General features: G+C 42.8%; 23 protein-coding genes and 1 pseudogene. 1 reads left to right on the top strand and 23 read right to left on the bottom strand.

Annotation, left to right across the window (positions count from 1 at the left end):
• Window positions 1–299: 299 nt before the first annotated feature.
• The 11 genes and pseudogenes from PG766_RS11990 to PG766_RS11940 all read right to left on the bottom strand — a co-directional run bounded on the left by PG766_RS11990 (window position 300) and on the right by PG766_RS11940 (window position 11,319).
• Window positions 300–1,052, bottom strand: a complete 753-nt coding sequence (locus tag PG766_RS11990) for a DUF3307 domain-containing protein (protein WP_117824347.1) — start codon at window positions 1,050–1,052, stop codon at window positions 300–302.
• Between the two features lie 6 nt (window positions 1,053–1,058).
• Window positions 1,059–1,733, bottom strand: coding sequence for a SatD family protein (locus tag PG766_RS11985; protein WP_117824348.1), 675 nt, complete (start codon window positions 1,731–1,733; stop codon window positions 1,059–1,061).
• Between the two features lie 372 nt (window positions 1,734–2,105).
• Window positions 2,106–2,528 (bottom strand): annotated as a pseudogene (locus PG766_RS11980) (TIM-barrel domain-containing protein); the annotation flags it as partial.
• A 186-nt stretch (window positions 2,529–2,714) separates the two neighbouring features.
• Window positions 2,715–3,107, bottom strand: a complete 393-nt coding sequence (locus tag PG766_RS11975) for a C-GCAxxG-C-C family protein (protein WP_022220600.1) — start codon at window positions 3,105–3,107, stop codon at window positions 2,715–2,717.
• A gap of 241 nt (window positions 3,108–3,348) precedes the next feature.
• Entirely contained in the window at window positions 3,349–4,497 is a 1,149-nt protein-coding gene (locus PG766_RS11970; protein ID WP_055260543.1) for a double-cubane-cluster-containing anaerobic reductase, read from the bottom strand.
• Between the two features lie 29 nt (window positions 4,498–4,526).
• Window positions 4,527–5,741, bottom strand: coding sequence for a MalY/PatB family protein (locus PG766_RS11965; protein WP_118199188.1), 1,215 nt, complete (start codon window positions 5,739–5,741; stop codon window positions 4,527–4,529).
• A gap of 36 nt (window positions 5,742–5,777) precedes the next feature.
• Complete coding sequence (locus PG766_RS11960; RefSeq protein ID WP_118199187.1) at window positions 5,778–6,746, bottom strand: ABC transporter ATP-binding protein; 969 nt, start codon at window positions 6,744–6,746, stop codon at window positions 5,778–5,780.
• Window positions 6,743–7,759: an ABC transporter ATP-binding protein gene (locus PG766_RS11955; protein WP_118199186.1), complete on the bottom strand. Its 1,017-nt coding sequence runs from the start codon at window positions 7,757–7,759 to the stop codon at window positions 6,743–6,745. Before PG766_RS11955 ends, PG766_RS11960 begins: the two co-directional genes overlap by 4 nt.
• Before the next feature lie 16 nt (window positions 7,760–7,775).
• Window positions 7,776–8,675 carry an ABC transporter permease gene (locus PG766_RS11950; protein WP_118199185.1) on the bottom strand — a complete coding sequence of 300 codons (900 nt, stop codon included), beginning with the start codon at window positions 8,673–8,675 and terminating at the stop codon, window positions 7,776–7,778.
• Entirely contained in the window at window positions 8,668–9,630 is a 963-nt protein-coding gene (locus tag PG766_RS11945; protein WP_044998647.1) for an ABC transporter permease, read from the bottom strand. Before PG766_RS11945 ends, PG766_RS11950 begins: the two co-directional genes overlap by 8 nt.
• An 84-nt stretch (window positions 9,631–9,714) precedes the next feature.
• Window positions 9,715–11,319 carry an ABC transporter substrate-binding protein gene (locus PG766_RS11940; protein ID WP_008370544.1) on the bottom strand — a complete coding sequence of 535 codons (1,605 nt, stop codon included), beginning with the start codon at window positions 11,317–11,319 and terminating at the stop codon, window positions 9,715–9,717.
• 324 nt (window positions 11,320–11,643) lie between these two features.
• Here PG766_RS11940 and PG766_RS11935 point away from each other — a divergent pair, with 324 nt between their 5' ends.
• Entirely contained in the window at window positions 11,644–12,525 is an 882-nt protein-coding gene (locus PG766_RS11935) for an AraC family transcriptional regulator (RefSeq protein WP_118199184.1), read from the top strand.
• 113 nt (window positions 12,526–12,638) lie between these two features.
• Here PG766_RS11935 and PG766_RS11930 read toward each other — a convergent pair whose 3' ends face one another.
• The 12 genes from PG766_RS11930 to PG766_RS11875 all read right to left on the bottom strand — a co-directional run bounded on the left by PG766_RS11930 (window position 12,639) and on the right by PG766_RS11875 (window position 26,786).
• Window positions 12,639–14,963: a C40 family peptidase gene (locus tag PG766_RS11930; protein ID WP_118199183.1), complete on the bottom strand. Its 2,325-nt coding sequence runs from the start codon at window positions 14,961–14,963 to the stop codon at window positions 12,639–12,641.
• Between the two features lie 272 nt (window positions 14,964–15,235).
• Window positions 15,236–17,818, bottom strand: a complete 2,583-nt coding sequence (locus tag PG766_RS11925) for an NlpC/P60 family protein (protein ID WP_270590867.1) — start codon at window positions 17,816–17,818, stop codon at window positions 15,236–15,238.
• 260 nt (window positions 17,819–18,078) lie between these two features.
• Entirely contained in the window at window positions 18,079–18,378 is a 300-nt protein-coding gene (locus PG766_RS11920) for a hypothetical protein (protein ID WP_022220610.1), read from the bottom strand.
• 223 nt (window positions 18,379–18,601) lie between these two features.
• Window positions 18,602–19,885, bottom strand: coding sequence for a bifunctional phosphoribosyl-AMP cyclohydrolase/phosphoribosyl-ATP diphosphatase HisIE (hisIE, locus tag PG766_RS11915; protein WP_117558619.1), 1,284 nt, complete (start codon window positions 19,883–19,885; stop codon window positions 18,602–18,604).
• Window positions 19,886–19,907: 22 nt separating this feature from the next.
• Complete coding sequence (gene hisB, locus PG766_RS11910) at window positions 19,908–20,498, bottom strand: imidazoleglycerol-phosphate dehydratase HisB (protein WP_022220612.1); 591 nt, start codon at window positions 20,496–20,498, stop codon at window positions 19,908–19,910.
• 3 nt (window positions 20,499–20,501) lie between these two features.
• Entirely contained in the window at window positions 20,502–21,800 is a 1,299-nt protein-coding gene (gene hisD, locus PG766_RS11905; RefSeq protein ID WP_118199182.1) for a histidinol dehydrogenase, read from the bottom strand.
• A gap of 5 nt (window positions 21,801–21,805) precedes the next feature.
• A complete protein-coding gene (hisG, locus tag PG766_RS11900; RefSeq protein ID WP_022220614.1) occupies window positions 21,806–22,462 on the bottom strand; it encodes an ATP phosphoribosyltransferase in 657 nt (218 codons plus the stop codon).
• A gap of 10 nt (window positions 22,463–22,472) precedes the next feature.
• Complete coding sequence (hisZ, locus tag PG766_RS11895) at window positions 22,473–23,711, bottom strand: ATP phosphoribosyltransferase regulatory subunit (protein WP_118199181.1); 1,239 nt, start codon at window positions 23,709–23,711, stop codon at window positions 22,473–22,475.
• Window positions 23,712–23,859: 148 nt separating this feature from the next.
• Window positions 23,860–24,399, bottom strand: a complete 540-nt coding sequence (locus PG766_RS11890; protein WP_008370565.1) for a Holliday junction resolvase RecU — start codon at window positions 24,397–24,399, stop codon at window positions 23,860–23,862.
• Complete coding sequence (locus PG766_RS11885) at window positions 24,372–25,397, bottom strand: RluA family pseudouridine synthase (protein ID WP_118199180.1); 1,026 nt, start codon at window positions 25,395–25,397, stop codon at window positions 24,372–24,374. Before PG766_RS11885 ends, PG766_RS11890 begins: the two co-directional genes overlap by 28 nt.
• A gap of 21 nt (window positions 25,398–25,418) precedes the next feature.
• Window positions 25,419–25,994, bottom strand: a complete 576-nt coding sequence (locus PG766_RS11880) for a hypothetical protein (protein ID WP_118199179.1) — start codon at window positions 25,992–25,994, stop codon at window positions 25,419–25,421.
• Between the two features lie 12 nt (window positions 25,995–26,006).
• Window positions 26,007–26,786, bottom strand: coding sequence for an SDR family NAD(P)-dependent oxidoreductase (locus PG766_RS11875; protein WP_118199178.1), 780 nt, complete (start codon window positions 26,784–26,786; stop codon window positions 26,007–26,009).
• Window positions 26,787–26,802 lie beyond the last annotated feature (16 nt).

The following is a 26,802-nucleotide window of genomic DNA, read 5'->3' as shown; positions in this document are numbered from 1 at the left end:
GTAAACGATGAATTTGAAACGGGTATTTTATTAAGACAATTACTTTTAATAATAGCTTGTTTAAGTGAGAAAATCAACCATTTTAGCCATATCAAAGTCCCGTTGTGCTATTTTTTCATCTTTTTTTCGCACCTGAGAGATCAAATTTTCTGCATAATCCTCTGCCTCATACGGCAACATAAACCAGCAAGCTTCTTGTTGTTATCATAACACTTATCGCAAATACAAAAGCCGCCACCCAACGAATGCAAGAAAAACCATGAGTTACGTTTTTTGTAAACCATGGTTTTAGAAAATTTCTAATATAAAATGTATTTGAAAATAATCCCATATAAAACAACTGTATATAAAATGCTATACAACGTACCAATTAAATAATATTCCGCAAAAGCTGGATTTTTTGTTATCTGATCATAACGTGCAATTGATTTTGCAGTCATTGTCAATCCAACCGCAGAATATTGTCCAAGAACAATAAAAACTGCACACAAGAACCGCTCAAGAATCCCTACTAACGCTCCTGCTCCATTCTTTGTTTTCGTGCTATTATCATCCTCTTGCTCAGATTCAGGTTTTACCTGATAAGCTGAAAAAAGAATCTTGAATGTAATATTGGCTGGTTTTGCTATACATAAAAAATACAGCAGATAAGGAATCGGTTTTATTATATATTCTGGAAAATAAGAAACCAATATAGAAGATTTCCAGATAATTAAGAGGAAGCTTAAAATATGAAAAATTAAAGAACATACATATATAACATTTGTTACGTTTATCGGCAACTTATTTGTCCGAATATCATAATTCTCAATCCATCTTTTTATTACTTCAATTATAAAGTGTATGCAAATACATTCCAGACAAATTTTCCCAATATTATATCCATATATATAAAACAACATTCCTATGATTATAAATGGAATTATATATGCTAAACAATAACAGAATATTTTCTTTTTATCTTTCTTTTTAACAATATATTTATTGGTTAAAAAATACTCTCCAATTATATGTCCTATACACAATACCATAAAAACCGAACTTTTTTGCACCTGTTATCATCCCCATTTCTCCTTAAGTACATTTTCTAAGCCACATTTGGTATTTACATAAACCGAAATACCTGTATTTTTTACTTTACTGTTTACAAGCTGAGGTGAAATATCTAATTCCTGTGCCAATTCTCTTTGGTTATATTCGCCATTGTCACCGTACCGATATGTTAATATAATTCTTCGTACAAATTCATATTGTGATTTCGTCCATGAATTCGCATATCTGTCGCATAATTTCAATGTTTTATTCGCAGCGTCTAAAAGAACTTCCTCTTCTATCGAAGCACTATATTTTTGCAGACACACTTTAGCGTTTCCATAATCGTTTTTTTCATGGATTTTTTCAATAGCATTCCGTGCTGACCAATATGCCGGTCCATCACTTCCCATACTGGTTTCCTGGATTATTTCTGTGTTCATATCACCAACACCTATACCAAACCGTATTTTTGTAGGATACAGTTGAAATTGGATCGTATCAAGTAACTCAAATAAATGCGCCGCACTATGAAGCAATCCTTGAAATTCATCCCCTAATGTGATTGAAAATCGGGAAGCAATATTGCTTTTATATTCTTCGTTTACCTGATCTAGGATCCTTTTTAAATGATTCTGAACTTCCGATCTATTTGAAATAGTTTTTGACGCAATGATGTCTCCTATAATTGCAAAATACATACTCAAACCTCCTTGTCACTATTATTATACTTTGATATTTGCAAAAATCAAATGAATTTGTTTGATTTTATAATTATCAAATGAATTTGTTTGATATAGAAAACATCAATAATTTTTAATCAAGATATTGAATTTTCAGAAATACTAAATGAAATCACCAGAACAGCTTTATATTCAACAGCCTAACATATAAGCATAGGATGTACAAATTCGAAATATATCGTTTTTCTTCTTTTTTAGCGTTGATGGAACATGTCAATATTCAAAATCTCCACGCAAAAAAGCCATGCTCTACATCCAACATGTAAACCATGGCTTTTATCTGTACCACTATTTCAATTATTCTCCATCTTTGAAATGATATCTGCCCTTTTATTTCCCTATCTTCCGACACGTTCCTTCATTCTCATAATCCTTGTGAACCCCATCATCGTCATACAGCAGATACTCTGCCTCATCAAATCCGAGCATGGTAAGTGTCGACAGATCAATCTGCTCCACCGATTCAGCCACTTCTGCAACCGGGATGCATTTTCCTTCCCGGATGAACAGCGGTACTTCGTTCAGTGCGATCATGATTTCATTTCCGAGCATCAGCGGGATAAATACACCAAGCGCCAGGTGGCGCAGCAGAAATTCTCTTGCCGTATCCGCGCCGAATCCGCCCAGATCAGCACCCGTATAAAGGAACCCACACATATTGAGTGACGGCATCATTTTCAGATTCAGCAGAATATGAGACCACCAGGACTTGTTATCTCCGGTCCAGATTCCACCATAGCGGTGCATTCCGATATTCTTGTTGATTCCGCGGTTTGATTCACCAACTCCGTAGATAATATCGTCTTCATTCATTCTATAAGTAAAGGAAAATCCTTCTTCCTGTGAGATCGTACCATACTCCGGATTCCCTTCTGCCTTTTCAATCTTTTCTACAACAGCTTTTGTGTTAAAGGGTGTCCCTTATTCGTATCGTTTTATTTATTCAATTCCCATTACTTCTCCTAGTGCAAGTACCGCATTTCTTACGCATTCCGGACATTCACAGAGTACTTTGCCTGTGCCGACGCCCTTCAATTCCCGGCAGATCGTTGCCCCGCATTTTTGCTGAAACTTCGCAAGGATTTCTTTGGAATAACGAGGCGTTCCGGCTCCGTCTGTCAGGACTCCGGCGGTCATCACAGCTCCAATGAGTGCCCCGCAGGTTGCTTCCAGACATCCCATTCCAGCTGCATAGCCTGCGGTTAATTTCATCAGTGTCTCATCGTCCAATGAAAGCTTATCTTCAAATACTTTTACCACTGCCTGGGAACAGTTGCATGCTCCGGCAGCTTTTAAATCTGCAGCTTTTGCTGCGCGTTCTTCGATTGTCATATTCAGTACCTCTCTTATTTTATTCAATCTGGTAAAATTTTTTCAAAGGCTTCGCCTCAGTCTTAGCTGCTCTCTGAAAAAAATCCGGTATATTCTCCATATACCTGTAAATATACACAGGGAACAGACTGATGCCTGTTCCCTGCCTGTTAATTCCTATTATAACATAAATCTGTTAGAATCCCATCCACTTTTTCAGAATACCGGGACATATTCTTTTAAATTTGATACATTCTGAATCCTAGATCATCTCTAAAAATGCAGCAATTCGTGTATCCAGCTGTCCGATATCTGCCTGAGAATAATCGGTCTCTACATGGATATACGGAAGTCCTTTAGATTTTACAAATTTCTCAATGCTCTTTGCCTCAATATTGTAAGTATGACATGCCTGAAGTGTCATTTCTACTACACCCTCGATATTATACTCTTCAAGGAGTCTTCCCATCAGTTCAATACGGTTGTTATCTGGTGTCATAACGGAACATCCGATTGCAAGATATCTCTCTGCAATTGCTTTGTAGATGTCCTCTGCATCTTCATCGATGAGACGGTCAACAGATTTTGCACCTCCACAGTTTTCATAGACTACAACATTTCCACCGTGTTCTTCGATGGCTTTTACAACCTTCATCGGTGCACCGCTGCTTGGACATCCGGTTAAAAGGATACGTTTCTTTCTCTCTGGTTTTTCCCCTTCTTCGTATTCTTTCATCAGCTTTTCACGAAGAGCATCAATTTCTGCCGGCATCTTTTCTTTGTCGAATTTGAACTGGCTTCCATAGAGAACACCGAACAGCTGGGAACCGTTCATCGGAGCCGGATCATTTTTCATAACTTCGTAGAATTTCTTCAGTGCAATACGTCCCTGATTGGATACATGAACAGCATGGCGCACTTTTTCTTCTGTGATCTCTACATTAAATGTCTTTTCCAGATATTCTTTGAAACGGATGATCTCTTTTGTCCACAGTTCCAGGGAATCTTCTCTCTGTGAGTTTGGAAGTTCCATGATATAGACATTTTTGAATTCTTTCATCAGTTCGTACATTTTTTTCTTTCCATCACAGGTTGTCTCTCCGACTACCACGTCTGAGAAATAGAAGAATGGACATTTGTCAGATACAGCAAAACCGTAACTTGCCTTTACCATCGGGCACAGATTCTTCGGCAGATCCTTTTCTGCGATTGGGATCGTTTCATCGGATGTAGAGCAAAGTCCTACGGTAACTGCTCCCATAGCCATTGCGATTTCCTGTGGAAAGTAGGTACAGTACGCACCTACAACCGGAATTCCTTTGTCCTTTACTTCTTTCATTACCAGGAAAGATCTCTGTCTCTGCTCTGCAAATTCTTCAAAAATCTCCGGCAGCTCTTTTACTAATTCCATTTTTATTTTCCTCCTTTATTGTATGCATTTTAAGCATTGAATACATATTTATCCAGACGGTCAAATGCTTCTTTCACTCTGGATGTCGGCAGTGCAAGGTTCATACGGATATACCATTCACCATGGAATGGCTTTCCGTTCTGCCAGAACACACCTGCTTCATATCCCATCTTCAGAACGTCTTCCAGGCTCTTATCATGTGCCTTGCACCATTCTTCACAGTTAACAAACAGCATATAGGTTCCCTGCGGTCTGGTTACGGAAACACCTTCAAAATGTTTGTCGATATAATCACATGCATAAGCGACATTTTCCCCGATCACTTCTCGAAGCTCGCCTACCCATTCCTGTCCTTCCGGTGTATACGCACCCATCAGTGCATGCATGGACAGCACATTCATCGAATTGTAATGGCAGAGGGAAGACTCTTTTAACACTCTGTCTTTCAGGCGTTTGTTGTATATAATATGATAGCTTCCGATCAGTCCGGCAAGGTTGAAGGTCTTTGACGGTGCGTATAAAGCAACCGTTCTGTTTTTTGCATCTTCAGATACAGACTGGGTTGGGATATGCTCGTTTCCATATAAAATAATGTCGGACCAGATTTCATCGGAAATGACGGTCACATCGTATTTTTTATAAATTTCCATTGCTTTCTCAATTTCCCAGCGCTCCCATACACGGCCGGTCGGATTGTGCGGTGAACAGAAAACAGCTGCATGGATCTTGTTTTTCACGATCTTCTCTTCCATATCCTCAAAGTCCATCCGCCAGATGCCTTCTTCATCCTTTTTCAGCGGGCTGTGAATGATATGGTAGCCATTGTTGTTCAGTGTGCCGGTAAATCCAATATAAGTCGGTGCATGGACAAGGACATTGTCACCCTGTGAGCAGACCGCGTGAAGTGCACTTGCCACGCCGCCTAAAACTCCATTCTCATAACCGATATGTTCTTTTTTCAGTCCGGTCACATGATTCCGTTCTTCATGCCACTTGATGATGCTGTTGTAATACTCATCTCTGGTAATAAAATATCCATAGGTCGGATGTTTAGCTCTTTCGATGATCGCTTCAGTAATCTTCGGGAGCGCCGGGAAATTCATATCCGCAATCCACATCGGAATATAATCCATTCCTTCTCTTACTTCTACTTTGTTCCCCGGTCCAAGCAGATTTGGAAGGATGTCTACTGCAAGGGCATCTTTTCCTTTTCGATCAATAATGCTTGTAAAATCATACTTCATTTTTCTTTCTCCTCTGTTACATACTCTTTTTATCTTTTAGTCATCGTATAGGTGACATGCCACCTGGTGACCTTTGGATACTTCTTTTAATTCCGGGCGGACTTCCCGGCAGATATCCATACATTTGCTGCATCTTCCGCAGAAACGACAGCCCTTTGGCGGATCGATCGGACTTGGCACATCTCCGGTCAGAAAATGGCGTCCCCGACTTTTTGCCAGATCCGGATCCGCGATCGGAATGGATTCCAGAAGTGCCTGGGTGTAAGGATGATACGGTTTTTCATATAATTCCGCAGCCGGTGAGATCTCCACCAATTTTCCCAGGTACATCACTCCGATATTGTCAGAAATATGCTTGACCATGGCAAGATCATGGGCGATAAACAGCATGGTTAGATGCCGTTCCTTCTGCAAATTCATCAGAAGGTTCATGATCTGCGCCTGGATAGATACGTCCAGTGCGGAAATCGGTTCGTCACAGAACAGGAATTCCGGATTCACTGCAAGTGCTCTTGCAATTCCGATTCTCTGGCGCTGTCCACCGGAAAATTCATGGACATTTCTGGTAGCATGCTCGGCATTTAAGCCAACCATCTCTAGAAGTTCCATCACCAGTTTCTGCTCTTCTTCTTTACTTTTTGTCAGATGATGGATCCGCATCCCTTCACTTACGATCTGATACACTTTCTGGTGTGGATCCAGCGAAGCATACGGATCCTGGAAAATGGTCTGCACCTTCTGTGTAAATGCATTTCTCTCTGCTTTACTCATCTGATGCACATCTTTTCCCTGATACAACACCTGTCCGTCTGTCTTCGTAAGGATTCCGGTACAGGTTTTCCCGCAAGTCGTCTTTCCACATCCTGATTCTCCTACGATTCCGAAAGTTTCTCCTTTATGAATCGTAAAAGACACGTCATCAACTGCCTTTAAAACACGTTTATGACTTGCCGGAAAATATTTTTTCAGATTTTTTACTTCTAATACAACTTCTTTTTCTATCATGCGTCTGTCCTCCCGAACGGAACACCGCTTCTGTCAGCACGTGGATCCATCAGCCAGCACGCAACGCTGTGCTCATCCGTAATGTGCGTAACTTTCGGTTTTTCTTCTTCACAGATTTTCATTGCATATGGACAGCGCGTGCAAAAACTGCAGCCTTTTGGCGGGTAGATCATATCCGGTATATTTCCCTCAATGGTATTTAAAATTGTTTTGTCTTCATCATCGATCCGCGGAACGGACTGGAGAAGTGCCCATGTATACGGGTGCTGCTGGTGATAAAAGATATCCCTTGCCGTTCCTCTTTCCACGATTTCTCCGGCATACATGACGATGATCTCATCAGCCATATCTGCAACCACTCCAAGATCATGTGTGATAATAATGATGGACATACCAAGCTTTTCCTGCAACTCTTCCATCAGCGCAATGATCTGTGCCTGTATTGTCACATCCAGTGCTGTTGTCGGCTCGTCTGCGATCAAAAGCTGCGGATGTGTCACCATAGCGCAGGCAATCATCACTCTCTGACGCATTCCACCGGATAACTCATGGGGATATTTGTTCATACACCCTTCCGGATCCGGAACCCCGGTCTGCTTCAGCATTTCCAACGATTTCTGATAAATTTCTTCCTTCGAAAGACTACTCTCGTGATTCTTCAGATTTTCTGCAATCTGCTTTCCAACCTTCATCGTCGGATTTAAGGATACCAGTGCATCCTGGAAAACCATCGAGCATTCTTTTCCACGGAAGGTATTCCACTCTTTTTCCGTATACCCGGTAAGCTCTTTTCCCTGGTAAATGATCTTACTTTCCGGCTTTACCTTTCCCGGTTTCTCGATCAGTCCCATCAGGGATTTGGCAGTTACGGATTTTCCACATCCTGATTCACCTACCAATGCAGTTGTCTTTCCTTTTTTTACATCAAATGAAATTCCTCTTACAGACTGTACTTCGCCTGCATATGTAAAATAGGATACAGATAAATTCTCTACTTCCAATAATTTTTCCATCTTCTATCCTCCAGGCTTACTTTACAATCTTTGGTTCCAGTGCGGTTCTAAGGACATCACCAAGTAAATTGAAACTCAGTACTGTACACAGAATCAGAACTCCCGGAAATACCGCAAGTCTCGGTGCATCCAGAATATGTCCCTGCGCACTCTGCAGCATACTTCCCCAGGAAGCTCTTGGAATCTGTACTCCAAGTCCAAGGAAACTTAAGGACGACTCCATCAGAATCGCATTGGCAATTCCAAGGCTTGCCGCTACGATGACCGGTCCCATAATATTCGGTACAATATGTTCCACTGCAATCCGGAAACTTCCGGCTCCCAGATTCCTTGCGGCGGTCACATAATCTCTTTCTTTGACAGACATGGTTTCCGCCCTTGTAATTCTCGCCACCTGTGCCCAGGAAAAAAGACTGAGTACCGCGATCAGAGTAAACAGGCCCGGACGCAAGATCGTATTCAGTACAACCATCAGAAGCATACTCGGAAGTGCCAGGAAAATATCGGTGAAGCGCATCAGGAACATATCCACTTTTCCACCAAAATATCCAGAAGTAATACCGATTGCCGTTCCGAGGATTACAGTCATGATCATCGAACAAAAACCAACCGTAAGAGAAATACGTCCTCCGTAAAGTGCTCTGGTAAAATAGTCTCTTCCGTATTCATCTGTCCCGAAAATATGCTTTGCAGAGATTCCCTGCAGTTTTTCAGCAACATTGATCTTATTCGGATCATATGGACTAAGCGGTGCCAGAATGGAAGCTATGATAATGATCAGGAGAATGATGATACTCACCAGTGCAATCTTATTGGAAAAAAGCTCTTTTTTGATATCTTTCCACACACTGTGATCATATGAAATCAACTCCTGGGTTTTCTTTTTTTCAATTCGTTTAAATCTAGTATCAGTCATTTGCCATATCCTCCCTCTTGATTCTCGGATCTGCAAATGCATACAGAATATCTGCAATAAAGTTACCGACAACCAGAATAATTCCGGACAACATGACGTATGCCATAATCACCGGATAATCACGGACACCGATCGCAGTCATTGCAAGGGTACCTATTCCCGGCCAGCCAAAAACACTTTCAATGATAAACGATCCACAGACTATGGATGCCAGATTCATTCCAAGCAATGTGATGATCGGAAGCAGTGTATTTTTCAAAATATGTCTTTTTAAAAGTTTTCCACCTGTCGTTCCTTTTGCTTTTGCTGCAAGAACGTATTCTTCTCCAAGCTGTCCGATCGTATTAGAACGGATATAGCGGATAAAGACTGCCAGGTTGGAAAGGCTCAGGGTGATACATGGCATGATCATATGCTTCACCGTATCCAGGAACGATTCATTTCCCACCGAATGCATACCTGATGATGGAAGAATATGAAGTTTCGCCGCAAACACAATGATCAGCACCATTCCAAGCCAGAAAGACGGAATTGACATACCAATATAGGAAAGTCCACTGATGATATTATCAATCCAGGTATTCTTGCGGTATCCCGACCAGAGTCCGAGTGGGATTGCCAGAAGCACAGAAAGAACCAATGCGGCTCCCATCAGCTGCAGGGTTGCCGGAAGACGCTTGATGATCTGCTCAGATACGGAAGTATGGTTTGCAAGAGAAATTCCGAAATCTCCTTTCAGCACTTCTTTTGCCCATCCCCAATACTGCTCCGGCATACTTTTGTTAAGTCCGAGATTCTCTCTGATTGCTTCTTTTTCCTCATCTGACATCTGTTCATTCAAATACATACCGGAAATATCTCCCGGTGCTGCATAGATCACGGCAAATGAGAAAAAAGAAATCAAAATCGTGACAATAATCAGCTGAATCCCTTTCTTTACGAAATATTTTGCCATATTTCTTTTCTCCTTTAAAAGAGGGACCGGCACAAAGGTCATCTTGTGCTTCAGCCCCTCTTCGTCTGCTAAAATACGATATAATTAGTCTACTTTGATCTTCAGGTAATCAACGAATTCCGGAACAACCGGTACTGCATCCAGACCTGTTACATTTTTCTGAGATACCATCACATAATTGGTGTAAGTAAGTGGGTATTCCCAGTATTCTGATAAAGTCAGATCCTGCAGATCATTTGCAAGCTGCTTTGCTTCGTCTTTGTCTGCTGCTGCGTTTACCTTTGCTGCAAGCTGTCCGGCTTCATCACTGAATCCCCATGCTTTGGAGCTGCTGTTGATGTAGCTGTAAGCCTGTCCAAGACTGCTTCCACGCTCAGAATCCCATCCATTTGTACCAAGATCCCACTGATCTTCTTCCCCTGACTGGAACATAATTGCGAAGAATCTCTGGAAGAATGCGTTGGAATCCAGACCTTCTACATCAAGCGTTACGCCGATTTCTGCGAGCTGCTGCTGAAGAACTGTTGCAACTTCTTCCATGTTCGGACGGTCTGCATTGTAAACATATTTCAGAGTTGTTCCTTCGATTCCTGAAGATTTGGCAAGTTTCTTTGCTTCTTCAAGATCCTGCTCGTAACCTTTGCAGTCTTTGTTGTAAAGAGACTGATCTGGTGTCAGAAGACTGTTTGCAACCGTTGCAAGTTCGTCACTTCCGTATGCGGTATCGATGATCTCATCTGCATTGATTGCAAGGAAGATCGCTTTTCTTGCATCTTCTGTAAGTTTGTCTTTTGCAGGTCCGTAAGGATTGATCTGCAGGTAATTCAGTCTTGCTTCTGAGAAGGAGCTGATATTGTAATTATCGTCACCTTCATATTTTTTCAGTTCTTCCGGAGTTGTAATTCTCATGTAAGAGATTTCTCCGTTTTCAAATGCAACCTGTTTGGTGCTTCCGGAACCGATCGTCTTCATAACAACTTTCTTAACGCTCGGTGTTTCTCTGTAATAATCATCACGTGCAGTATATACGATACTGTCATCATTGATCTCTGCTACCGTGTAAGCTCCGGAAGTAGCCATATCTGTGGAATTAAAGTATCCGCTTCCTTCTACTTTTGTATAATCATTGTCAAATGCGTGTGACGGATAAATCATCATTCTGCCAATTGCTGCTGTATAAGTTGCATATGGTTCAGGAAGGACAATTTCCAGTGTCTTATCATCTTTTTTGTTAAATACAACTTCCTGTTTATTGATTGTATTATAAGAAGATTTTCCACCAGAATTTCTTCCGGCATAATTCATTGTAAATAAGATATCATCTACAGTAACCGGTTCGCCATCGCTCCAGTTTGCTTTCTCATTCAGATGAATGGTGTATGTTTTGGCATCTTCTGAAATATCAAGCTTATCTGCCAGATAATATTCGATTCCATCCTTTGTTTCTACAAATAATGGTTCAAAGATCGGACGAACCAGAGAGGTCTGGTCATCACTGGCTGTACTTGGCTCCAGAGATGTTGGCATATAATTCAATGCAACTGTAAAAGTCCCATCACTTTTTGCCTCTTTCTTCGTGTCTTCTGTCTTTGCGCTGCTGTCTTTCTTGTCAGAACTTCCACCACATCCGGCAAGCATACCGACTGCTAAAATTCCTGCACACAATAATGCGAGTGCTCTTCTTTTCATTTTCCTTTTTCCTCCATTGTATTTTCCTTAAGTTGCTCTGTCGGTATATCCCCTAGTTAACAACTCTTCAAAAATACTACCAAAATGTTTTTTTCTTTGCAAATAGCTTTTTTCTATCACTTTTTGTACTTATTGCTATTATTTATCAATAATTCCAGAAAACGGCGATTTCTCGTTATTTTTGTAACTTTTAACAATTTATTGTTTTTATCTATAACAAAAAACATAATTTTTTTACAATTTATTTTACCTTTTTTGCAATGTGTATTGTATAATGATTACAAAAGATTTGTTAAATTATTATTCATCATGAAAGGTTTATAAATGAAAAAATTATATGAGCAAAGCCCTGAAATGCATCTGTCCGGCAAACGCCATCTGCGCCATGTAAAATGCACGCACCACAAAGGATATCTGATGGAAGATCTTTCTATGATCAAAAGCGGATTTTATGAGATCAGCTTTTGTAAAAGCGGAGATTTTCTGTTTCGCATCGGCCAGAAACGGCATTTTATTACAAATGGCGATATTCTGGTTATTCCACCGGATATTCCACACTACTTTACCTCCAGTGATCTTGTTGCAAACTATTATGATTTTATCACTGTATGGCTGGAAAAATCATATATTTCCAATCTGAAAAGCCAGCTTCCGGCTCTTGAGGAATCTGTTTTCAATATTGACACACCTCATCTTCTTCATACTACCAATAAGCTGTGCAATTTTGAGGAAGAATTTGAAACCTTTTACCGGGAATATGCTTCTTATGGGGAGCTTTCCGAAACCTATGCCTGTGGTGCATCCACCTGTCTTTTGGTAAAAATCATCAATTATGCCCTGAAATATTCCAACAAATTTATTGAGATTGAATCCGATCAGACCAACCAGATCGTCCGCTATCTGGATCAGCATTTTCTGAAAGAAATCGGCGTGGAGGATCTGGCGCGTACTTTCCACATGAGCAAGAGCAGTCTGAACAAATTTTTTCAGAAACAACTGAATACGACCTGTCATCAGTATATTTTAAAGAAACGGCTGGCACTTGCGGTCTCGCTGATCCGGCAGGATGTTCCGCTTAAAACGGTTGCTGTCCAGTCCGGTTTTGGAGACTATTCTTCATTTTTTCGTGCTTTTAAGAAAATGTATCATATTTCCCCGACTGAATGTCAGGCAGACAATGAAAAACTGAAAAAGATCAAACATTAACCGGGAGAATGACTTGTCTGAATAGTGTAGACATGCAAAAAACTTCGGATATTCTGGATTTTCGCCAGTGATCCGAAGTTTTTCTTGTTTAATATTTCTTTTTTTGATTGTCTTTATTTCACCAGATGTACTTCTGCCTTCTTCTCATTCAGCTTCTGTGCAGTCTCATGCTCATTGACATAGATACTGATATGTTTTTCTTTGCCGGAAGTATCGTAATCTTCAGCAGTAAATACATGTCCGTCAATGATCACCTTTGTTGCATACGGAATCTCATCCGGGTCAACCGCAATGGTCTGCCCTTCAACAATCGGAGTTCCGGTTGCTTTGATTTTGCTTGCCTTCGCACGGCAAGTCTCGCAGGAACAATAATAATCAATGGTATACTCTCCAATACTGTCTCCATACTGTTCGGCTGTAGCGTTCTGTTCGTTCACATCCTTGCCTTCCAGATTATAATTTTCTTCCAGGATTCTGGTTGCCCAGACAGCTTCCGGAATATATACCGTTCCGGAAATGATTCCCTGGTCTTCATTTGCAGCTTCGATGGTCTTTCCGTCTCCTGCATACATCACAACATGATGGACATAACCGTCTTTTGCATAGAAAATCAAATCCCCCGGCTGTGCGTCTTCAACCGGAATCTTGGTTCCATACTGGCTCTGATCTTCGGCTACTCTTGGCAGATTATAGCCAAAATTCTTATAGATCTGCTGTACAAATCCGGAGCAGTCCGCCCCTTCTGTCAGGCTTGTACCGCCCCATACATAAGGATTGCCAATGAACTGTGCGGCAAAATCCAGCATTGCCTGGCGGATCGCATTCCCCGGTGTTCCCGGCTTTACAGAAGCATAGCTATAATAAAGTGCCTGGTTATCTTCCGGTGCGATCAGTTCTGTAGCTGTCTGGTAAGCACCTTCGCCTGCTGCTTCTACCTGCGCTTTTACTTCATCCCCAGTCTGAACAGCCTCTTTAGAGACAAACCCACGGACATCCCCGGACTCCACATAAATCCAGTCTTTCTCTGCATCCGCAAGGATATAACACAGATTACCCTGGGACATGGTTCCGAGCACACGTGACTGTCCATTTGCCTCTTCCTGGATTGCTACAGTTCCATCCGACTTTGATGCATCTGCCAGTGCATATTTTTTCGTAGCCAGTGTCTGATTTACGGTTGCACGTACATGGGTAAATGCCTGATTTTCATTTGCCGGAACCGTTTCTTTTGCAAGGGATGCTGTTCCTTCGATTCCAGTGTATGCAATCTTAGCTTTTTTTGCAGCTTTTTTTGCCTGCTTCTGGTATCCACTCAGCAGTACCTGTGCGGCATCTCCGGTATAAAGCTCGGATTCTTTTACAAATCCTCTGACCTTTCCGGATTCTACATACAGCCATCCATTCTTTTCTTCTTTCAGAATGTAGAGAAGTCCATCCTGTGAAATTTCTCCAACAGAACGCACCTTTTCGGCCAACTGCCGGGATGCAAGGGACGCATTTAAAGTATCATCCTGCAATGCTACGGCAGTATCCGAGTTTAAGGATGACTTCTTTTCCGAAGTGTCTGCTGTGTTTTTTAATGTCCCGGCAGAAAATGTATTAAGCTGTACTTTCTTTTCCGTTTTCGTCTTTTTCGCAGAAGATTTCGTCTTTGATTTCTTCGCCTTTACAGAAGTTTCCTTATGAAACAGTTTTTTAGCATCGGCTGTTGCTTCCTGAATATCACTTTCTGTCCGATCAGTATCAACGGCTCCACTGATATCTTCCGGAATTGCCTCACGTATGCTGATCTTTGTCTTTGCAAATGCATATTTTCTCGCAACTGTCCAGAAACGGAAATCTTCTTCGTATTCCGGAAGACTGACGATCTGCTGTCTCTTGACCAGTTCTTCATTGGTCATCTTGTGTTCACTATCCTGCGTATTTTTTTCCTGCTCCTGCGTTTTGTTTTTTTCTTCTGAGCCTTCTTTCTGATCTTCCGAAGGCTGCTGTTCATTGTTCACATTGCCATCTGAAGGCTGCTGTGGTGTATCCGGATTGACCGGATCTGTCGGTTGCTCCGGCGTAACCGGCACATCTGGATTAGCCGGGATTACTTCTACTTCATCTCCTGTTATCGGATCAACCTTCCATCCTGTTTTCGCTGCATCACGCAGACCGGTATCTTCCAGATATCCAGTCTCTTCATTGTATCTGATTTCTTCATTATGAATCATCTCCAGGACAAGATCTGATACTTCTGTAAGTGTATCACGCCCATCAATGGATTTTGCCTGTAATTTTTCTCCATTTTCTGATCCATTAGAAGTAACCTCTGTAAGACCGCTCTCTGCCGCCCAAGCTGTTGCCGGAGCGCTGAAAGTAAGTCCGAAAACAAGTAATCCTGCTAGAATTTTTACTCCTGTCATTTTTACTACCTGTATATTTCTATATTTCAAAATCTGTTGCTCCTTCTTACAAATTCTGTAAAATGCAGTCCTTTTAGTCGAAACGCGACATTTTTATTTTACTACTCTTTGACAAAACCGTCCATATTTCATTAAAAATATTTCTGATAAAATTTTTCAAACTCAGAGAGTAATTTCTTTCGGAAAATATTTTGGTAAAATGAAAAAAAGGAAATGTCCTGACATATTTTACGTCAGAACATTTCCCTGTTTTTATGGTTTTAGATAAACTCCGAAAGAACAAATTATCCTTCGCTTAATTTTTATTTAACCAGATATACTTCTGCATTCGTCACGCCGAGAGCAAGTGCTTCTTCATGGCTGTTTACATAGACATCAATGTGGTTTTTCTTGATCGCACCACCACAGTCTTCAGCAGTAAATATATGTCCGCCGATGATGACTTTTGTTCCGTAAGGGATCACACTCGGATCCACCGCAATGGTCTGTCCTTCAATGACCGGGGTTCCGGTTGCTGTGATCCCGTCTGCTTTGTTACAGCAGATTTCACATGCACAGTAATATGTAATCGTAAAATTGCCAAGATCTGCGCCGTACATCTCTTCTGTCGCATTGACTGTTCCGATTCCGCCACCTGCAACAGTATAATGATCGTCCAGTATCCGGGTTGCCCATACTGCATCTTTGTTATAAACAGTTCCGTAAATGATTCCCGCATCTTCATTTGCTGCTTCGATCGTCTTTCCATCTCCGGCATACATCACAACATGATATACATAACCGTTCTTTGCATAGAAGATCAGGTCTCCAGGCTGTGCGTCTTCTACTGGAATCTTGGTTCCATACTGGCTCTGATCCTCGGCAACACGCGGAAGATCATATCCGTAAGCCTTGTAAATCTGCTGTACAAATCCGGAACAGTCTGCTCCGTTTGTCAGACTGGTTCCGCCCCACACATAAGGATTACCGACAAACTGGGATGCATATTCAATCATTGACTGGCGGATTTCACCACTCGGCGTTCCTTCTTTTGTAGAAGTCAGCGTATAGTAAAGAGCTTTATTATCTTCCGGATCCATGTTTTCCTCTGCCATTGAATAGGCATCAGCTCCTCTTTCTGTCACCTGTGCTTTGGTTTCAGCGTCTGATTTCAAATACTTCTTTTCCGCAAAACCTCTGACATCTCCGGATTCTACATAAACCCAGTCTGAATCTTCATCTGCGAGAATGTAGCAGAGCTCTCCTGTTGTCATTGTCCCAACAACTCTGGAATCCGCATTCTTCTCTTCTTGAATATTCAGGATTCCTTTTTTATCGGTATCTAGCTGATCGCTTACCAGTGCCGGTTCTTTATCTGCAACCGTCTGCTTCACCGTCGCACGGAGATAGGTATATGCCTGATTATCTTTTGCATCTATCAGTGCCTGTGCCGTCTTTGCGGTTCCCTCGATTCCGGTATAGTCTTTGTTTTCTTTGGAAGCTTTTAACCTGGCCTGTGTCTGATAGACATCCAGAAGTTCCTGTGCCGCATCTTCCGTATAAATTTCAGACGCCTTTACAAATCCCCTGACATTACCGGATTCCACATACAACCAGCCATTGTCTTCTTCTTTCAAAATATAAAGAAGCCCGTCCTGCGAAATCGTTCCGACCGAGCGGACCTTTTCTTCCATCTTCTGTGCTGCCAGGTCAGCAGTCACTTTTGCCGCCTGTTCTTCTTTCTGCTTCTGCAGATCCTTCTCAGCCTGTCTTGCTGTTTCAGCTCTTTTTCCAGCTTTCAGATTAGTCTGATTCGGCGCCTCTGCCTTTAATTTCGCTGATGAAAAAATGTTGAGTCCGGTCAGTTTGATCTGTGTAGATTTTTTTACACCTTTTGCCGTTTTTGTACGTTTCACTTTTTTCGTGTTGTATTTTTGATTCTCTTTATCAAATCCGGCTCTCAGCTCTTTTGCATCTTTTTTTGCCGCTTCAAGCTCTGCTTCTTTGGCTTCCTCGGAAGTATCTGCCCTGCCATCTGCAGCTTCCGGAATTTCCTCCCGTACATTGATCGCTGTTCTGGCAAATGCATATTTTCTTGCCACAGTCCAGAAACGGAAATCCTCTACCATCTCTGGCTGCTTCACAATCTGCTGACGGCTGATCAGTTCAGAATTACTGACTGCATTTTTTGATTCGTTCTGACCGGCTGTTTCTTCTGCTTTGCTGATCTCCTGTGTATGGTCGATCTCACTTCCCGGAATTGGGTCGGTCTTTGTATCTTTCCGGTCTTCGGAAGAATCTGCCTTATCAGTATCCGGTGTCTGAATCGGATCTTTGGAATCGGATTTGCCGGAATCCGGGCTATCCGGATTTTCCGGAGTGCCTGGTTTTTCCGGTGTCTCTGGAGTTCCCGGAGTATCCGGCTTTTCTGGAGTTTCTGGTTTTTCCGGTGTCCCTGGATTTTCCGGAGTGTCCGGTTTTTCCGATGTCCCTGGATTTTCCGGGGTGTCCGGTTTTTCCGGTGTCTCTGGATTTTCCGGAGTGTCCGGTTTTTCCGGAACCTCTGGGTTTTCTTGATTTCCAGGGGTCTCCGGAACATCCGGTGTCTCTGTCAGGCGTTCGCCTGTCTCCGGATCCACTTTCTGACCAGTCGAGGTATCTTCCAGATAGCCGGTTTCATTATTCAGCCTGACTGCTCCGCTTTCCATCATTCCCCATACATAATCAGATACATTCACAAATGCTTCTGATCCATCTGTCTTTTTTGCCTGCACTGTATTCTCTGCTACAACGCCATCATCGGCAAATGCCGCCATTGGCGAACCAAGAGCCATTCCAAATGCCAGAAGACTTGCCAGTGTCTTTATCCCGATCCTTTTTGCTATAAATTTGTTCCTAAACTTCAATAATTGATCCTCCTCTCGTAAATAGACTATAAGTTGTATGTTAATTTTTGAAGTTTTCAAAAAATTCTTCTTCGCATTAACAATTGCATTAATAAAATGTATGAAACATTAAATTTAGGGGTTTCATTCATCTTTTATTTGATTATTTTTAATTATAGCATAAATTCAACCATATGTGGTGTTTTTTTAGTAAAAATACACAATTCTACACCTTTTTCTACAAGTCCGTCTCCGCCATAGAACTGCTTTCCTATCTTCTCTTACCATTTTCCACCCATAATATCCGGTTGGTACTCAATCTGTGACACGATCTGTGAGGGCGTATATTTCCAGATTTTCTCTCCTGTATAATCTGCCGCCACAAACATCCCAAAGATAAGGAAACTGATAAACATCCGTGCAAAAAAACTGCTTCCGCCATTTTCTTCTGAAGAATGTTCTCCATATAATCCCCTGTATACATGCTGATACCTTGGATGCACCGCCGGGATACTGCCTTTTCTCCATTTTTGACGTGACATCCTAAGCAACTCCTCGCGGCGTTCCTGTGATTCGTTCATTCCAATCTCTCCCTTCTGCTAAAGCATCCAATTAAAATGAATGTGCCTCGGTGCATTCTACGCCGAACGCAGTTACTTGCAACATTCTTCTTTGCGCGAGTGCGCATCTTTGGCAGGTAGTTCTTTTCATTTACCAGAAAGTTCTTTCCCAATTTCAGACAAACAAAAAGGACATATACCTCTACCTCAGTATATGTCCCTCTTTTTTTCAAATATGCTATTTTTACCGTTTTGCCATCTCTTCCATGATGTCATCCCAGGTGATCCCCCGTTCTGCCATCAGCACCATCATGTGATATAGGAAGTCGCACATTTCATATTTGAGTTCTTCCGGGTTCGGATTCTTCGCCGCAATGATAATCTCGGCAGCTTCTTCTCCAACCTTCTTCAGAATTTTGTCAATACCTTTTTCAAACAGATAGTTCGTGTAAGAACCTTCCTTTGGATACTCTTTGCGGTCCATGATCGTATGATACACGCTCTCGAATACCTGCTGCGTATTGATTTCTTCATACTGATCCCCTACGATTGGCTGGAAGAAGCAGGTCGGATTGCCGGTATGACATGCCGCACCTACCTGATCGACTTTTGCAAGCAGGGTATCTTTGTCACAGTCGATGGTCAGGGATTTGACATACTGAAAATGTCCGGATGTCTCGCCTTTTGTCCAGAGACTCTGTCTGCTCCGGCTGAAATAGGTCATCCGTCCGGTTTTCACCGTTTTTTCAAATGCCTCCTGATTCATGTATGCCACCATCAGCACTTCGGACGTCTTATAATGCTGGGTGACAACCGGAAGCAGTCCATCGGAATTTAATTTAAATTCGGAAAAATCCATCAGACTCTCAAAGGAAGTCATACGGATTCCATTCTGGCTGCACTCTTCTTTAAAATCAGCACAATTGATTTCTCTCTGACTCACATACATTCCGGAAAGTCCTTTCACGCCCGGACATTCCAGGATCTTAAAAAGCTCTTCCTTTTCCAGTGTATCGGTCACAACCACACACGGAATATCCGTAATATTAACAACGGAATTCAGATCCAGACGGTGCATAAATACGATCTGACTGCTGTAAGTCTGGATCAGATGCTGCTGCTTAAATAATGCATCAAAGTCATTCAAAGACACCGCGATCTTCTCTTTCCCAAACCGCTTTGCCACCGATTCGATCAGTTTCTGTGAATCCGGCTTTGAAAAATTCAGCATGGCACGCTTTGCACCGGTGTAGAGGATTTTCTTCACATCCTCCTGCCGCTTTACATTTCCTCCGGCAACCATCGGGATCCGGATCACGCGGTTGATCTTTTTCATCAGTTCAATGGACTCATCATGATCCTGATCCGTGCTTGACAGGTCAAATACCAGAAGTTCATCCGCCCCGTTATCGCTGTACTCTTTTGCCAGCGCGATCACATCTTCAGATACAACTGTCGGGTCATCAAACCATTTTACCGCCTTCCCTCCAAGAATAAAAATGCAGGGAATCAATCTTTTATAACTCATACGAGAAACTCCTTTTATCTTTTTACAGACTGCCTTTTGTAGACCACACTTCTTTCATCCGTGGTTCTTCGGATACAGCCATATCAAGCGCTTTTCCAAATGCTTTAAACAACGCCTCTGCCATATGATGGTTGTTGCCGCCATCCAGGACTTTCAGGTGCAGGTTCATTGCACCACTGTAGGAAACAGCATAGAAAAATTCTTTTACCATCTCCGTGTCCAGTTCTCCTAATTTATCACAGGTAAATGTGGCGTCAAAATTCAGATATGGTCTTCCGGAAAGGTCGATTGCCGAAAGCACCAGTACCTCATCCATCGGAAGCATAAAATGTCCATACCGCTTGATTCCTTTTTTATCTCCCAGTGCTTTTGCAATGGTCTGTCCCAGCACGATTCCGGTATCCTCGATCGTGTGGTGGCTGTCTACCTCCAGATCTCCGGTAACTTTGACAGTCAGATCAAAAAGTCCATGTCTTGCAAAGCCGGAAAGCATATGGTCAAAGAAACCGATGCCAGTGGAAATGTCAGTCTTTCCTGTTCCGTCCAGATTCAGTGTCATCTCAATCTGTGTTTCTTTTGTCACACGACTGCAGGATGCAACTCTGCTCTCCATCTTTTAGCCCTCCTCTTCAAAACGTACATGGATCGAATTGGCATGTGCAGTCAGCTGTTCCGCTTTTGCAAAGCTTTCGATATCCTTATGTACCTTCTGCAGTGCTTCTCTTGAATAAGAGATGATACTGGATTTCTTAATGAAATCGTCTACAGAAAGCGGGGAAAAGAATTTAGCGGTTCCGTTGGTAGGAAGGATATGGTTTGGTCCGGCGAAATAATCGCCCAGTGGCTCGCTTGCATATTCTCCGATAAAGATAGCTCCTGCATTGCGGATCTTGGTCATCACTTCAAATGGATTTTTTGTCTGGATTTCCAAATGCTCGGATGCGATCTCATTTGCCACGTCGATCACATCTTCCATCGTATCGGCAAGCAGAATATATCCGTAATTATCCAGAGATTTGGAAATGATCTCTGCTCTTGAAAGTTCTTTTAAGAAACCATCTACCTGATCGGATACCTCATGTGCCAGCTTTTCACTTGTCGTAACAAGAATTGCGGAAGCGAGCTCATCATGCTCTGCCTGGGAAAGCAGGTCTGCCGCAACATATCTCGGATTAGCTGTCTCATCTGCCACAACCAGGATTTCACTTGGTCCTGCAATGGAATCAATGCTGACATGACCGTAAACTGCTTTCTTTGCAAGTGCTACATAGATATTTCCAGGTCCTACGATTTTGTCAACCTTCGGGATACTCTCTGTTCCGTATGCAAGGGCTGCAATTGCCTGTGCACCGCCGACCTTGTAGATCTTATCCACACCGGCTTCTTTGGCTGCAACCAGTGTATTCGGACTTACTTTTCCATTTTTTCCAGGAGGCGTTACCATGATGATCTCATCCACACCGGCAACCTTTGCCGGCATCACATTCATCAGTACCGAAGACGGATAAACTGCCTTTCCTCCCGGCACATACACGCCGACTCTGTGAAGCGGAGTGATCTTCTGCCCAAGAATGGTTCCGTCCGGTTTACTGTCAAACCAGCTGTTCTGACGCTGTTTTGCATGATAACTTTCGATATTGTCTTTTGCTTTGCGGATGACTGTAAGAAGTGTATCATCAACCTGCGCATATGCTTCTTCAATTTCTGCATCTGTGACTTCAATCGTATCTGCAGTAAGCTCTGCCCCATCAAATTTGGCAGTGTATGCAAAAACTGCCGCATCTTTTTCTTCTTTTACTTTATCTAAAATTTCTTTTACGCTTGCCTCATACTGTCCATAATTGTTCGGACTTCTTTTCAGCAGATCTTCCAGCAGATTTTTTTTTGTATCGCTGTTCAGCTTTTGTATTCTCATGTGCATTAAGCCTCCCTTTTTAATATACTTCTGAGTTTATAAAGAAGTTCCTTGATCCTGTCATTTTCCAGACGCATGCTGACCGGGTTTACGATCATACGCGCTGATAACGGGCAAACCTCATCGAGAACTACAAGTCCGTTCTCCTTCAGGGTGGATCCGGTTTCCACGATATCCACGATCACCTCTGAAAGGCCAACGATCGGTGCAAGTTCAATCGAACCGTTCAATTTGATAATCTCTACCGTCTGGTGTCTGGTATTATAAAAATAATCCTTTGCAATATTCGGATATTTTGTTGCCACACGGATCAGTTCGTGATTCTCCAGATATTTTTTCGCATCTGCCGGTCCGCATACGCACATCCTGCATTTACCAAAACCAAGATCCAGTACCTCATGTACCTTCTTTCCCGCTTCCAGAATCGTGTCTTTTCCGACCACGCCGATGTCCGCCGCACCATATTCTACATAGGTCGGTACATCCGGTCCCTTCGATAAGAAAAATTTGAGTTTTAATTCTTCATTCACAAAAATCAGCTTTCTGGAATCTTTATCTTTCATTTCCTCACAGGTGATCCCCAATTCTTCCAGAAGCTCCAGTGTCTGTTTTGCGAGCCGCCCCTTACAGAGCGCAAATGTCAAATATCTTGTGTCTTTCATCGTCTCACCCCTACCCTACAATTTTCTCTTCGCCGGTCATCAGGTTCACCATCTGCACATCTCCTTTGCTGCGAAGATACAGCATGCTTCCTGCAAGACTGCGTTTTCCATAATCCACATAGAATTCCAGCGACTTATCCGATGCTTTCTGAAGGATCTGGGTATTCTTGTCCTTTCCTCTGAATTCCATGGCAAGCTGGATTGCATCCTTCAACCGTTCTTTATCATATAAGATCAGGGAACTCTTCTCGCCACTTGAGATCTGGATCTTCTGGCGGGAAAGTGCGCTCATCAGTTCATCTACTACGATCGCAAAACCGATCGCCGGCTCTGCTTTTCCAAACTTTTCAACCAGGTGGTCATAACGTCCGCCTTTTACAATGGCATCCCCGGTCCCAAAAGTGTATCCCCGGAAGATAATACCGGTATAATATCCGTAAATTCCGCTCATGCTCAGATCAAACGTAATATACTGTTCCATTTTGTAGACAGATAAGATCGCGTAGATTTTTTCGAGACGCCGGATTGCTTTCATCGCTTTTTTGCTTGGCGCTACCTTTTTCGCCTCCTCCAGGATCTCCACACCACCGACCATCTCTGAAAGTGCAGAAAATGCTTTTCTTGACACCGGTTTTGCATCAGCCTCTTCTAAAAGTTCGTCTGCACCGAAAAAGTTCCGGTTGTTAATCAACTCACGCAGACGTTCTTCTGTCTCATCATCAATCTCGGATTCCTCGATCAGACTCTGGAAAAAGTCTACATTTCCTATACTGATCTGAAATTCTTCCAGTCCGGCATTCTTCAGACAGTCAATGACAAGTGCCAGCATCTCCGCATCAGCATCCGCCGCATCCAGTCCGATCATCTCCGCGCCCATCTGGGTACTTTCCTTTAATCGTCCCTGATAACTGGAATGATTGATAAATGTATTCCCCACATAGCAAAGCCTTGCCGGGAGCTCATCATCCTTAAATAAAGTTGCCGTCGCACGTGCGATCTGCGGAGTGATATCCGGTCTTAACACCAGTGTGTTGCCGTCTCTGTCAAAAAATTTATATAATTCCCTTGAAGGAATGGTTCCGATCTCTTTTCTGAATACATCAAAATATTCATACATAGGAGTCTGGATATCATGATATCCGTACAAATGCAGAGTCTTATGAAGTCGGTTCTGAAGTGCCAGCTTTTTGGCGCATTCTTCGTGATAAATGTCTCGGACCCCTTCGGGTGTATGTAATAACTGCTTCATAGATTGTAACTCCTCTTTTTTGTTTATTCGTCACTTTAGTATGTTACCATATTAAAACGTGACCTTGTTGTATTATACGAACTTTGACGCGGCTTGTCAAGCCTGCACACTCAGAAGTTCTATCCTGCTAATCTCTTTTCCATGCTTCTTATCTTTCTTCCCGGTGATCCAGATCCTTCTGGAGCATCTCCAGATACGGAACGAATACGCCCTGCCTTAGCTGCATAAAATATTCCTCATCCAGTTCTTCAAAGCGTACGCTTTTCCGTCCGCCCTGCTTCATCCGCTCCCAAAACACTTCTATTTCTTCAAAACGCATGTAATAAAGCAGGTTTTTTGTACTGTAATAGATAAGAAAAAAGGAAATTCCATCCTGTTTTTCAAAATCCCGCATAAAATTCATCTGGTGTTCATGGATATTGTGTAGTGGAAAGGTATCCATACTGCACTCTTTTGCGTCAAAACATACGGGAATTCCCTGTACTGCTCCAATATAATCGACCGTACTGCGCTGGTCAAAATAGGCCAGCGTGATCTGGCGGTGATCTTTGTCCATTCGTACCGGAGTGATCGGTGTCGGGATTTTCTGAATGAGCGCCAGTCCCTGCTGCTGATAGCGTTCATTCGTCCGGTTAATAAAATCCTCCAGGGTTGAACCTCTTAGCCCTCTTGAATTCCAGGTTCCCATTCTAATCCTTCTCCTTTTATGATGGTTGTAAATCCTTCCGGAAGAGGCGCGGTAAGCTCCTTTTCCGATACCTTTGCAAGCGCATCCTCTCTTTTCGGGAACTGCATTTTCCATGCATGTAAAAGTTGATATTTTAACGCATACTTTTTCCTGAAAATAGAATTGACCTTTGGATTACCATACTTGCTATCCCCGATGATCGGATGACCGGTCGAAGACAGATGTGCACGGATCTGATGGGTCCGTCCCGTGATCAGATGCACCTTCAGAATCGTCTGCTGACCATTATCCGCAAGCGGAATATACTCTGTGGCTATCGGCTTTGCCTCGCCTTTTGCTTCTTTCAGAATTTTCACCTGATTGGTCATCTCATTTTTCAGAAGATATCCTTCGATCTTCTGACGGTCTTTTATCACCCCATCCACGATCGTGAGATAATATTTTTTCACGGTCCTGTCTCTTAAAATCTCGCTGAGCTGCTGCAATCCCGCAAGGCTTTTCCCTGCGGTTACAAGACCACTGGTATTCCGGTCCAGGCGGTTACAGACAGATGGGCGGAAAGTAGCAAGCTCAGCTGGTTTCAGATCGCCTTTTTTCAGCAGATACGCGATCATATATTCATTCAGGGAAAGGTCAGACGGTGCTGCTTTCTGGGAAAGCATGCCTGATGGTTTGTTCAGGATCAGAATGTCCGGATCCTCATAGATTACCGACAGCCGGATGCTGCTTTTCATTGCCCGTGCAAGATCTGCCGGAAGCTGCTTTTCTGCTCCCGGTGCCCCTGCGAATTTCTGCCAGGTATCATCTGAGAGAAATACTTCAACCTGGTCTCCTTTTGTCAGTTTTTCATTTCCCTGCGCTTTTTTCCCGTTTAACTTGATGTTCTTTTTCCGCAGCATCTTGTAAACAAAGCTCATCGGCGCATTACTTAAATATTTTCCAAGAAGCTTGTCCAGACGCTGTCCTGCTTCATTTGCCGAAACGGTTATTTTCTGCATGCTTTTAATTCCTCCTGCCTTTTACAGTGAAATGTCCAGAAGGAGTCCTTTGATCATCTCTTCATGTTTTCTTGTATCCTGCTGTTCTACAGAAGCAATGTTGTTCATTCCCTCGGCGCGGGTCAGAAATGCTTTGTAATCATGGAAAAGCTTGACCACCACCTTGTCGAACTGGTTCTGCTTCATAATGGATCTGATATGCTTTGCGGCATAGTCCACATCCACTTTTTTCACCGGCACATAGCCACAGATCGTATTGTTGTAAATTGCAACAGCTGCTATCGGCATTGCCTTTTTCTCACTGGTGATCACAAGATCGTATGCAACGGTAAGTTCTTCGGTGACAGCCGAGATTTCAAGCTCAGTTGCCTCATCGATGGAATCATGCGGCATGACCATGATCAGATTGACCAGGATCCGGCTTGCCGGAAGACATCCGAGTACCGCTACTACAGTGAGCAGATTGAGCTTTGTCTTTGTTGTTACATAACCGGCGATCATCAGTGCGGCAACCAGTCCAAAAGAGACAACAGCTTCCAGTATCAATAATCGTTTTCTTCTGCGCAGATAACCTGCATCTCCTTTTTGTATCTTCATCTTGTCTTTCGCTTACTCCTTCGTTATTTTCTCTATCATTGACATGGCTTTTAAGATCATTCCATGCGGAAGTACTTTGGTTGCAGCTTCTGCCCCTTTCATTGCCGTGCCATATACAGAAACCTCTTTTTTGTATTTGGCATCAATAAGCGCCTGCTTTACAACCTGTACCGGATCTGCCATCACAGCCTCTTTCATGCCACCGGGCAACTTCCCTGACACTTCAAAAAACGGGGTGTCCACAGGTCCCGGGCAGACCGCTGTGACGAAGATTCCTTTTTCCTTAAGTTCAGCTGCAAGGCTTCTTGAAAAGCTCAGTACATACGACTTTGTCGCTGCATAAACTGCGAATTTTGCCTGCGGGCAAAAAGCTGCTGCGCTTGCCAGGTTGATGATCCTGGTTCCTTTATGCATCCAGGGCAGACAGGTACAGGTCATTTCGGTCAGTCCCCGGCAGTTCAGGTCGATCATGCGGAGCTGAAGTTTCCTGTCTTCCTTTGCAATCTCCTCTATTGTCCCGGTCTTTCCGAATCCGGCTGCATTGACCAGCATACGGATATCAGGATTCTGATTCTCCAGCCGGTTTTTCACCTGCTTGTATACCAGATCCTCTTCCATGTCCCCTGCAAAGATCCGGATATAGGTCTTGTGGCTTTTCTTGATCTCTTCCAGTTTCTTTTCACTGCGGGCAATCACCCAGATTTCGTCCAGTTCCCTGTAAAAACGTTCAATCTGTCTGACAAATTCTTTTCCCATGCCGGAGGATGCCCCGGTAACAATCGCAATCTTCATAAGCGGTTCTCCTTTC

The sequence above is a fragment of the Coprococcus sp. LG101-27 genome (assembly GCF_027695515.1).
In the GTDB taxonomy this organism is placed as follows: Bacteria; Bacillota; Clostridia; order Lachnospirales; family Lachnospiraceae; genus Allocoprococcus; species Allocoprococcus comes.
Note: the sequence above shows the minus strand (reverse complement) of the source record. Positions and strands in the feature narration are given on the sequence as shown.

Excerpts from the sequence above, each read along its gene's own strand:
- PG766_RS11985 (WP_117824348.1), bottom strand. The coding sequence starts at position 1,733 with ATGTATTTTGCAATTATAGGAGACATCATTGCGTCAAAAACTATTTCA.
- PG766_RS11975 (WP_022220600.1), bottom strand. The coding sequence starts at position 3,107 with ATGACAATCGAAGAACGCGCAGCAAAAGCTGCAGATTTAAAAGCTGCC.
- PG766_RS11970 (WP_055260543.1), bottom strand. The coding sequence starts at position 4,497 with ATGGAATTAGTAAAAGAGCTGCCGGAGATTTTTGAAGAATTTGCAGAG.
- PG766_RS11965 (WP_118199188.1), bottom strand. The coding sequence starts at position 5,741 with ATGAAGTATGATTTTACAAGCATTATTGATCGAAAAGGAAAAGATGCC.
- PG766_RS11960 (WP_118199187.1), bottom strand. The coding sequence starts at position 6,746 with ATGATAGAAAAAGAAGTTGTATTAGAAGTAAAAAATCTGAAAAAATAT.
- PG766_RS11955 (WP_118199186.1), bottom strand. The coding sequence starts at position 7,759 with ATGGAAAAATTATTGGAAGTAGAGAATTTATCTGTATCCTATTTTACA.
- PG766_RS11950 (WP_118199185.1), bottom strand. The coding sequence starts at position 8,675 with ATGACTGATACTAGATTTAAACGAATTGAAAAAAAGAAAACCCAGGAG.
- PG766_RS11945 (WP_044998647.1), bottom strand. The coding sequence starts at position 9,630 with ATGGCAAAATATTTCGTAAAGAAAGGGATTCAGCTGATTATTGTCACG.
- PG766_RS11940 (WP_008370544.1), bottom strand. The coding sequence starts at position 11,319 with ATGAAAAGAAGAGCACTCGCATTATTGTGTGCAGGAATTTTAGCAGTC.
- PG766_RS11935 (WP_118199184.1), top strand. The coding sequence starts at position 11,644 with ATGAAAAAATTATATGAGCAAAGCCCTGAAATGCATCTGTCCGGCAAA.
- PG766_RS11920 (WP_022220610.1), bottom strand. The coding sequence starts at position 18,378 with ATGAACGAATCACAGGAACGCCGCGAGGAGTTGCTTAGGATGTCACGT.
- hisIE (WP_117558619.1), bottom strand. The coding sequence starts at position 19,885 with ATGAGTTATAAAAGATTGATTCCCTGCATTTTTATTCTTGGAGGGAAG.
- hisB (WP_022220612.1), bottom strand. The coding sequence starts at position 20,498 with ATGGAGAGCAGAGTTGCATCCTGCAGTCGTGTGACAAAAGAAACACAG.
- hisD (WP_118199182.1), bottom strand. The coding sequence starts at position 21,800 with ATGAGAATACAAAAGCTGAACAGCGATACAAAAAAAAATCTGCTGGAA.
- hisG (WP_022220614.1), bottom strand. The coding sequence starts at position 22,462 with ATGAAAGACACAAGATATTTGACATTTGCGCTCTGTAAGGGGCGGCTC.
- hisZ (WP_118199181.1), bottom strand. The coding sequence starts at position 23,711 with ATGAAGCAGTTATTACATACACCCGAAGGGGTCCGAGACATTTATCAC.
- PG766_RS11890 (WP_008370565.1), bottom strand. The coding sequence starts at position 24,399 with ATGGGAACCTGGAATTCAAGAGGGCTAAGAGGTTCAACCCTGGAGGAT.
- PG766_RS11885 (WP_118199180.1), bottom strand. The coding sequence starts at position 25,397 with ATGCAGAAAATAACCGTTTCGGCAAATGAAGCAGGACAGCGTCTGGAC.
- PG766_RS11880 (WP_118199179.1), bottom strand. The coding sequence starts at position 25,994 with ATGAAGATACAAAAAGGAGATGCAGGTTATCTGCGCAGAAGAAAACGA.
- PG766_RS11875 (WP_118199178.1), bottom strand. The coding sequence starts at position 26,786 with ATGAAGATTGCGATTGTTACCGGGGCATCCTCCGGCATGGGAAAAGAA.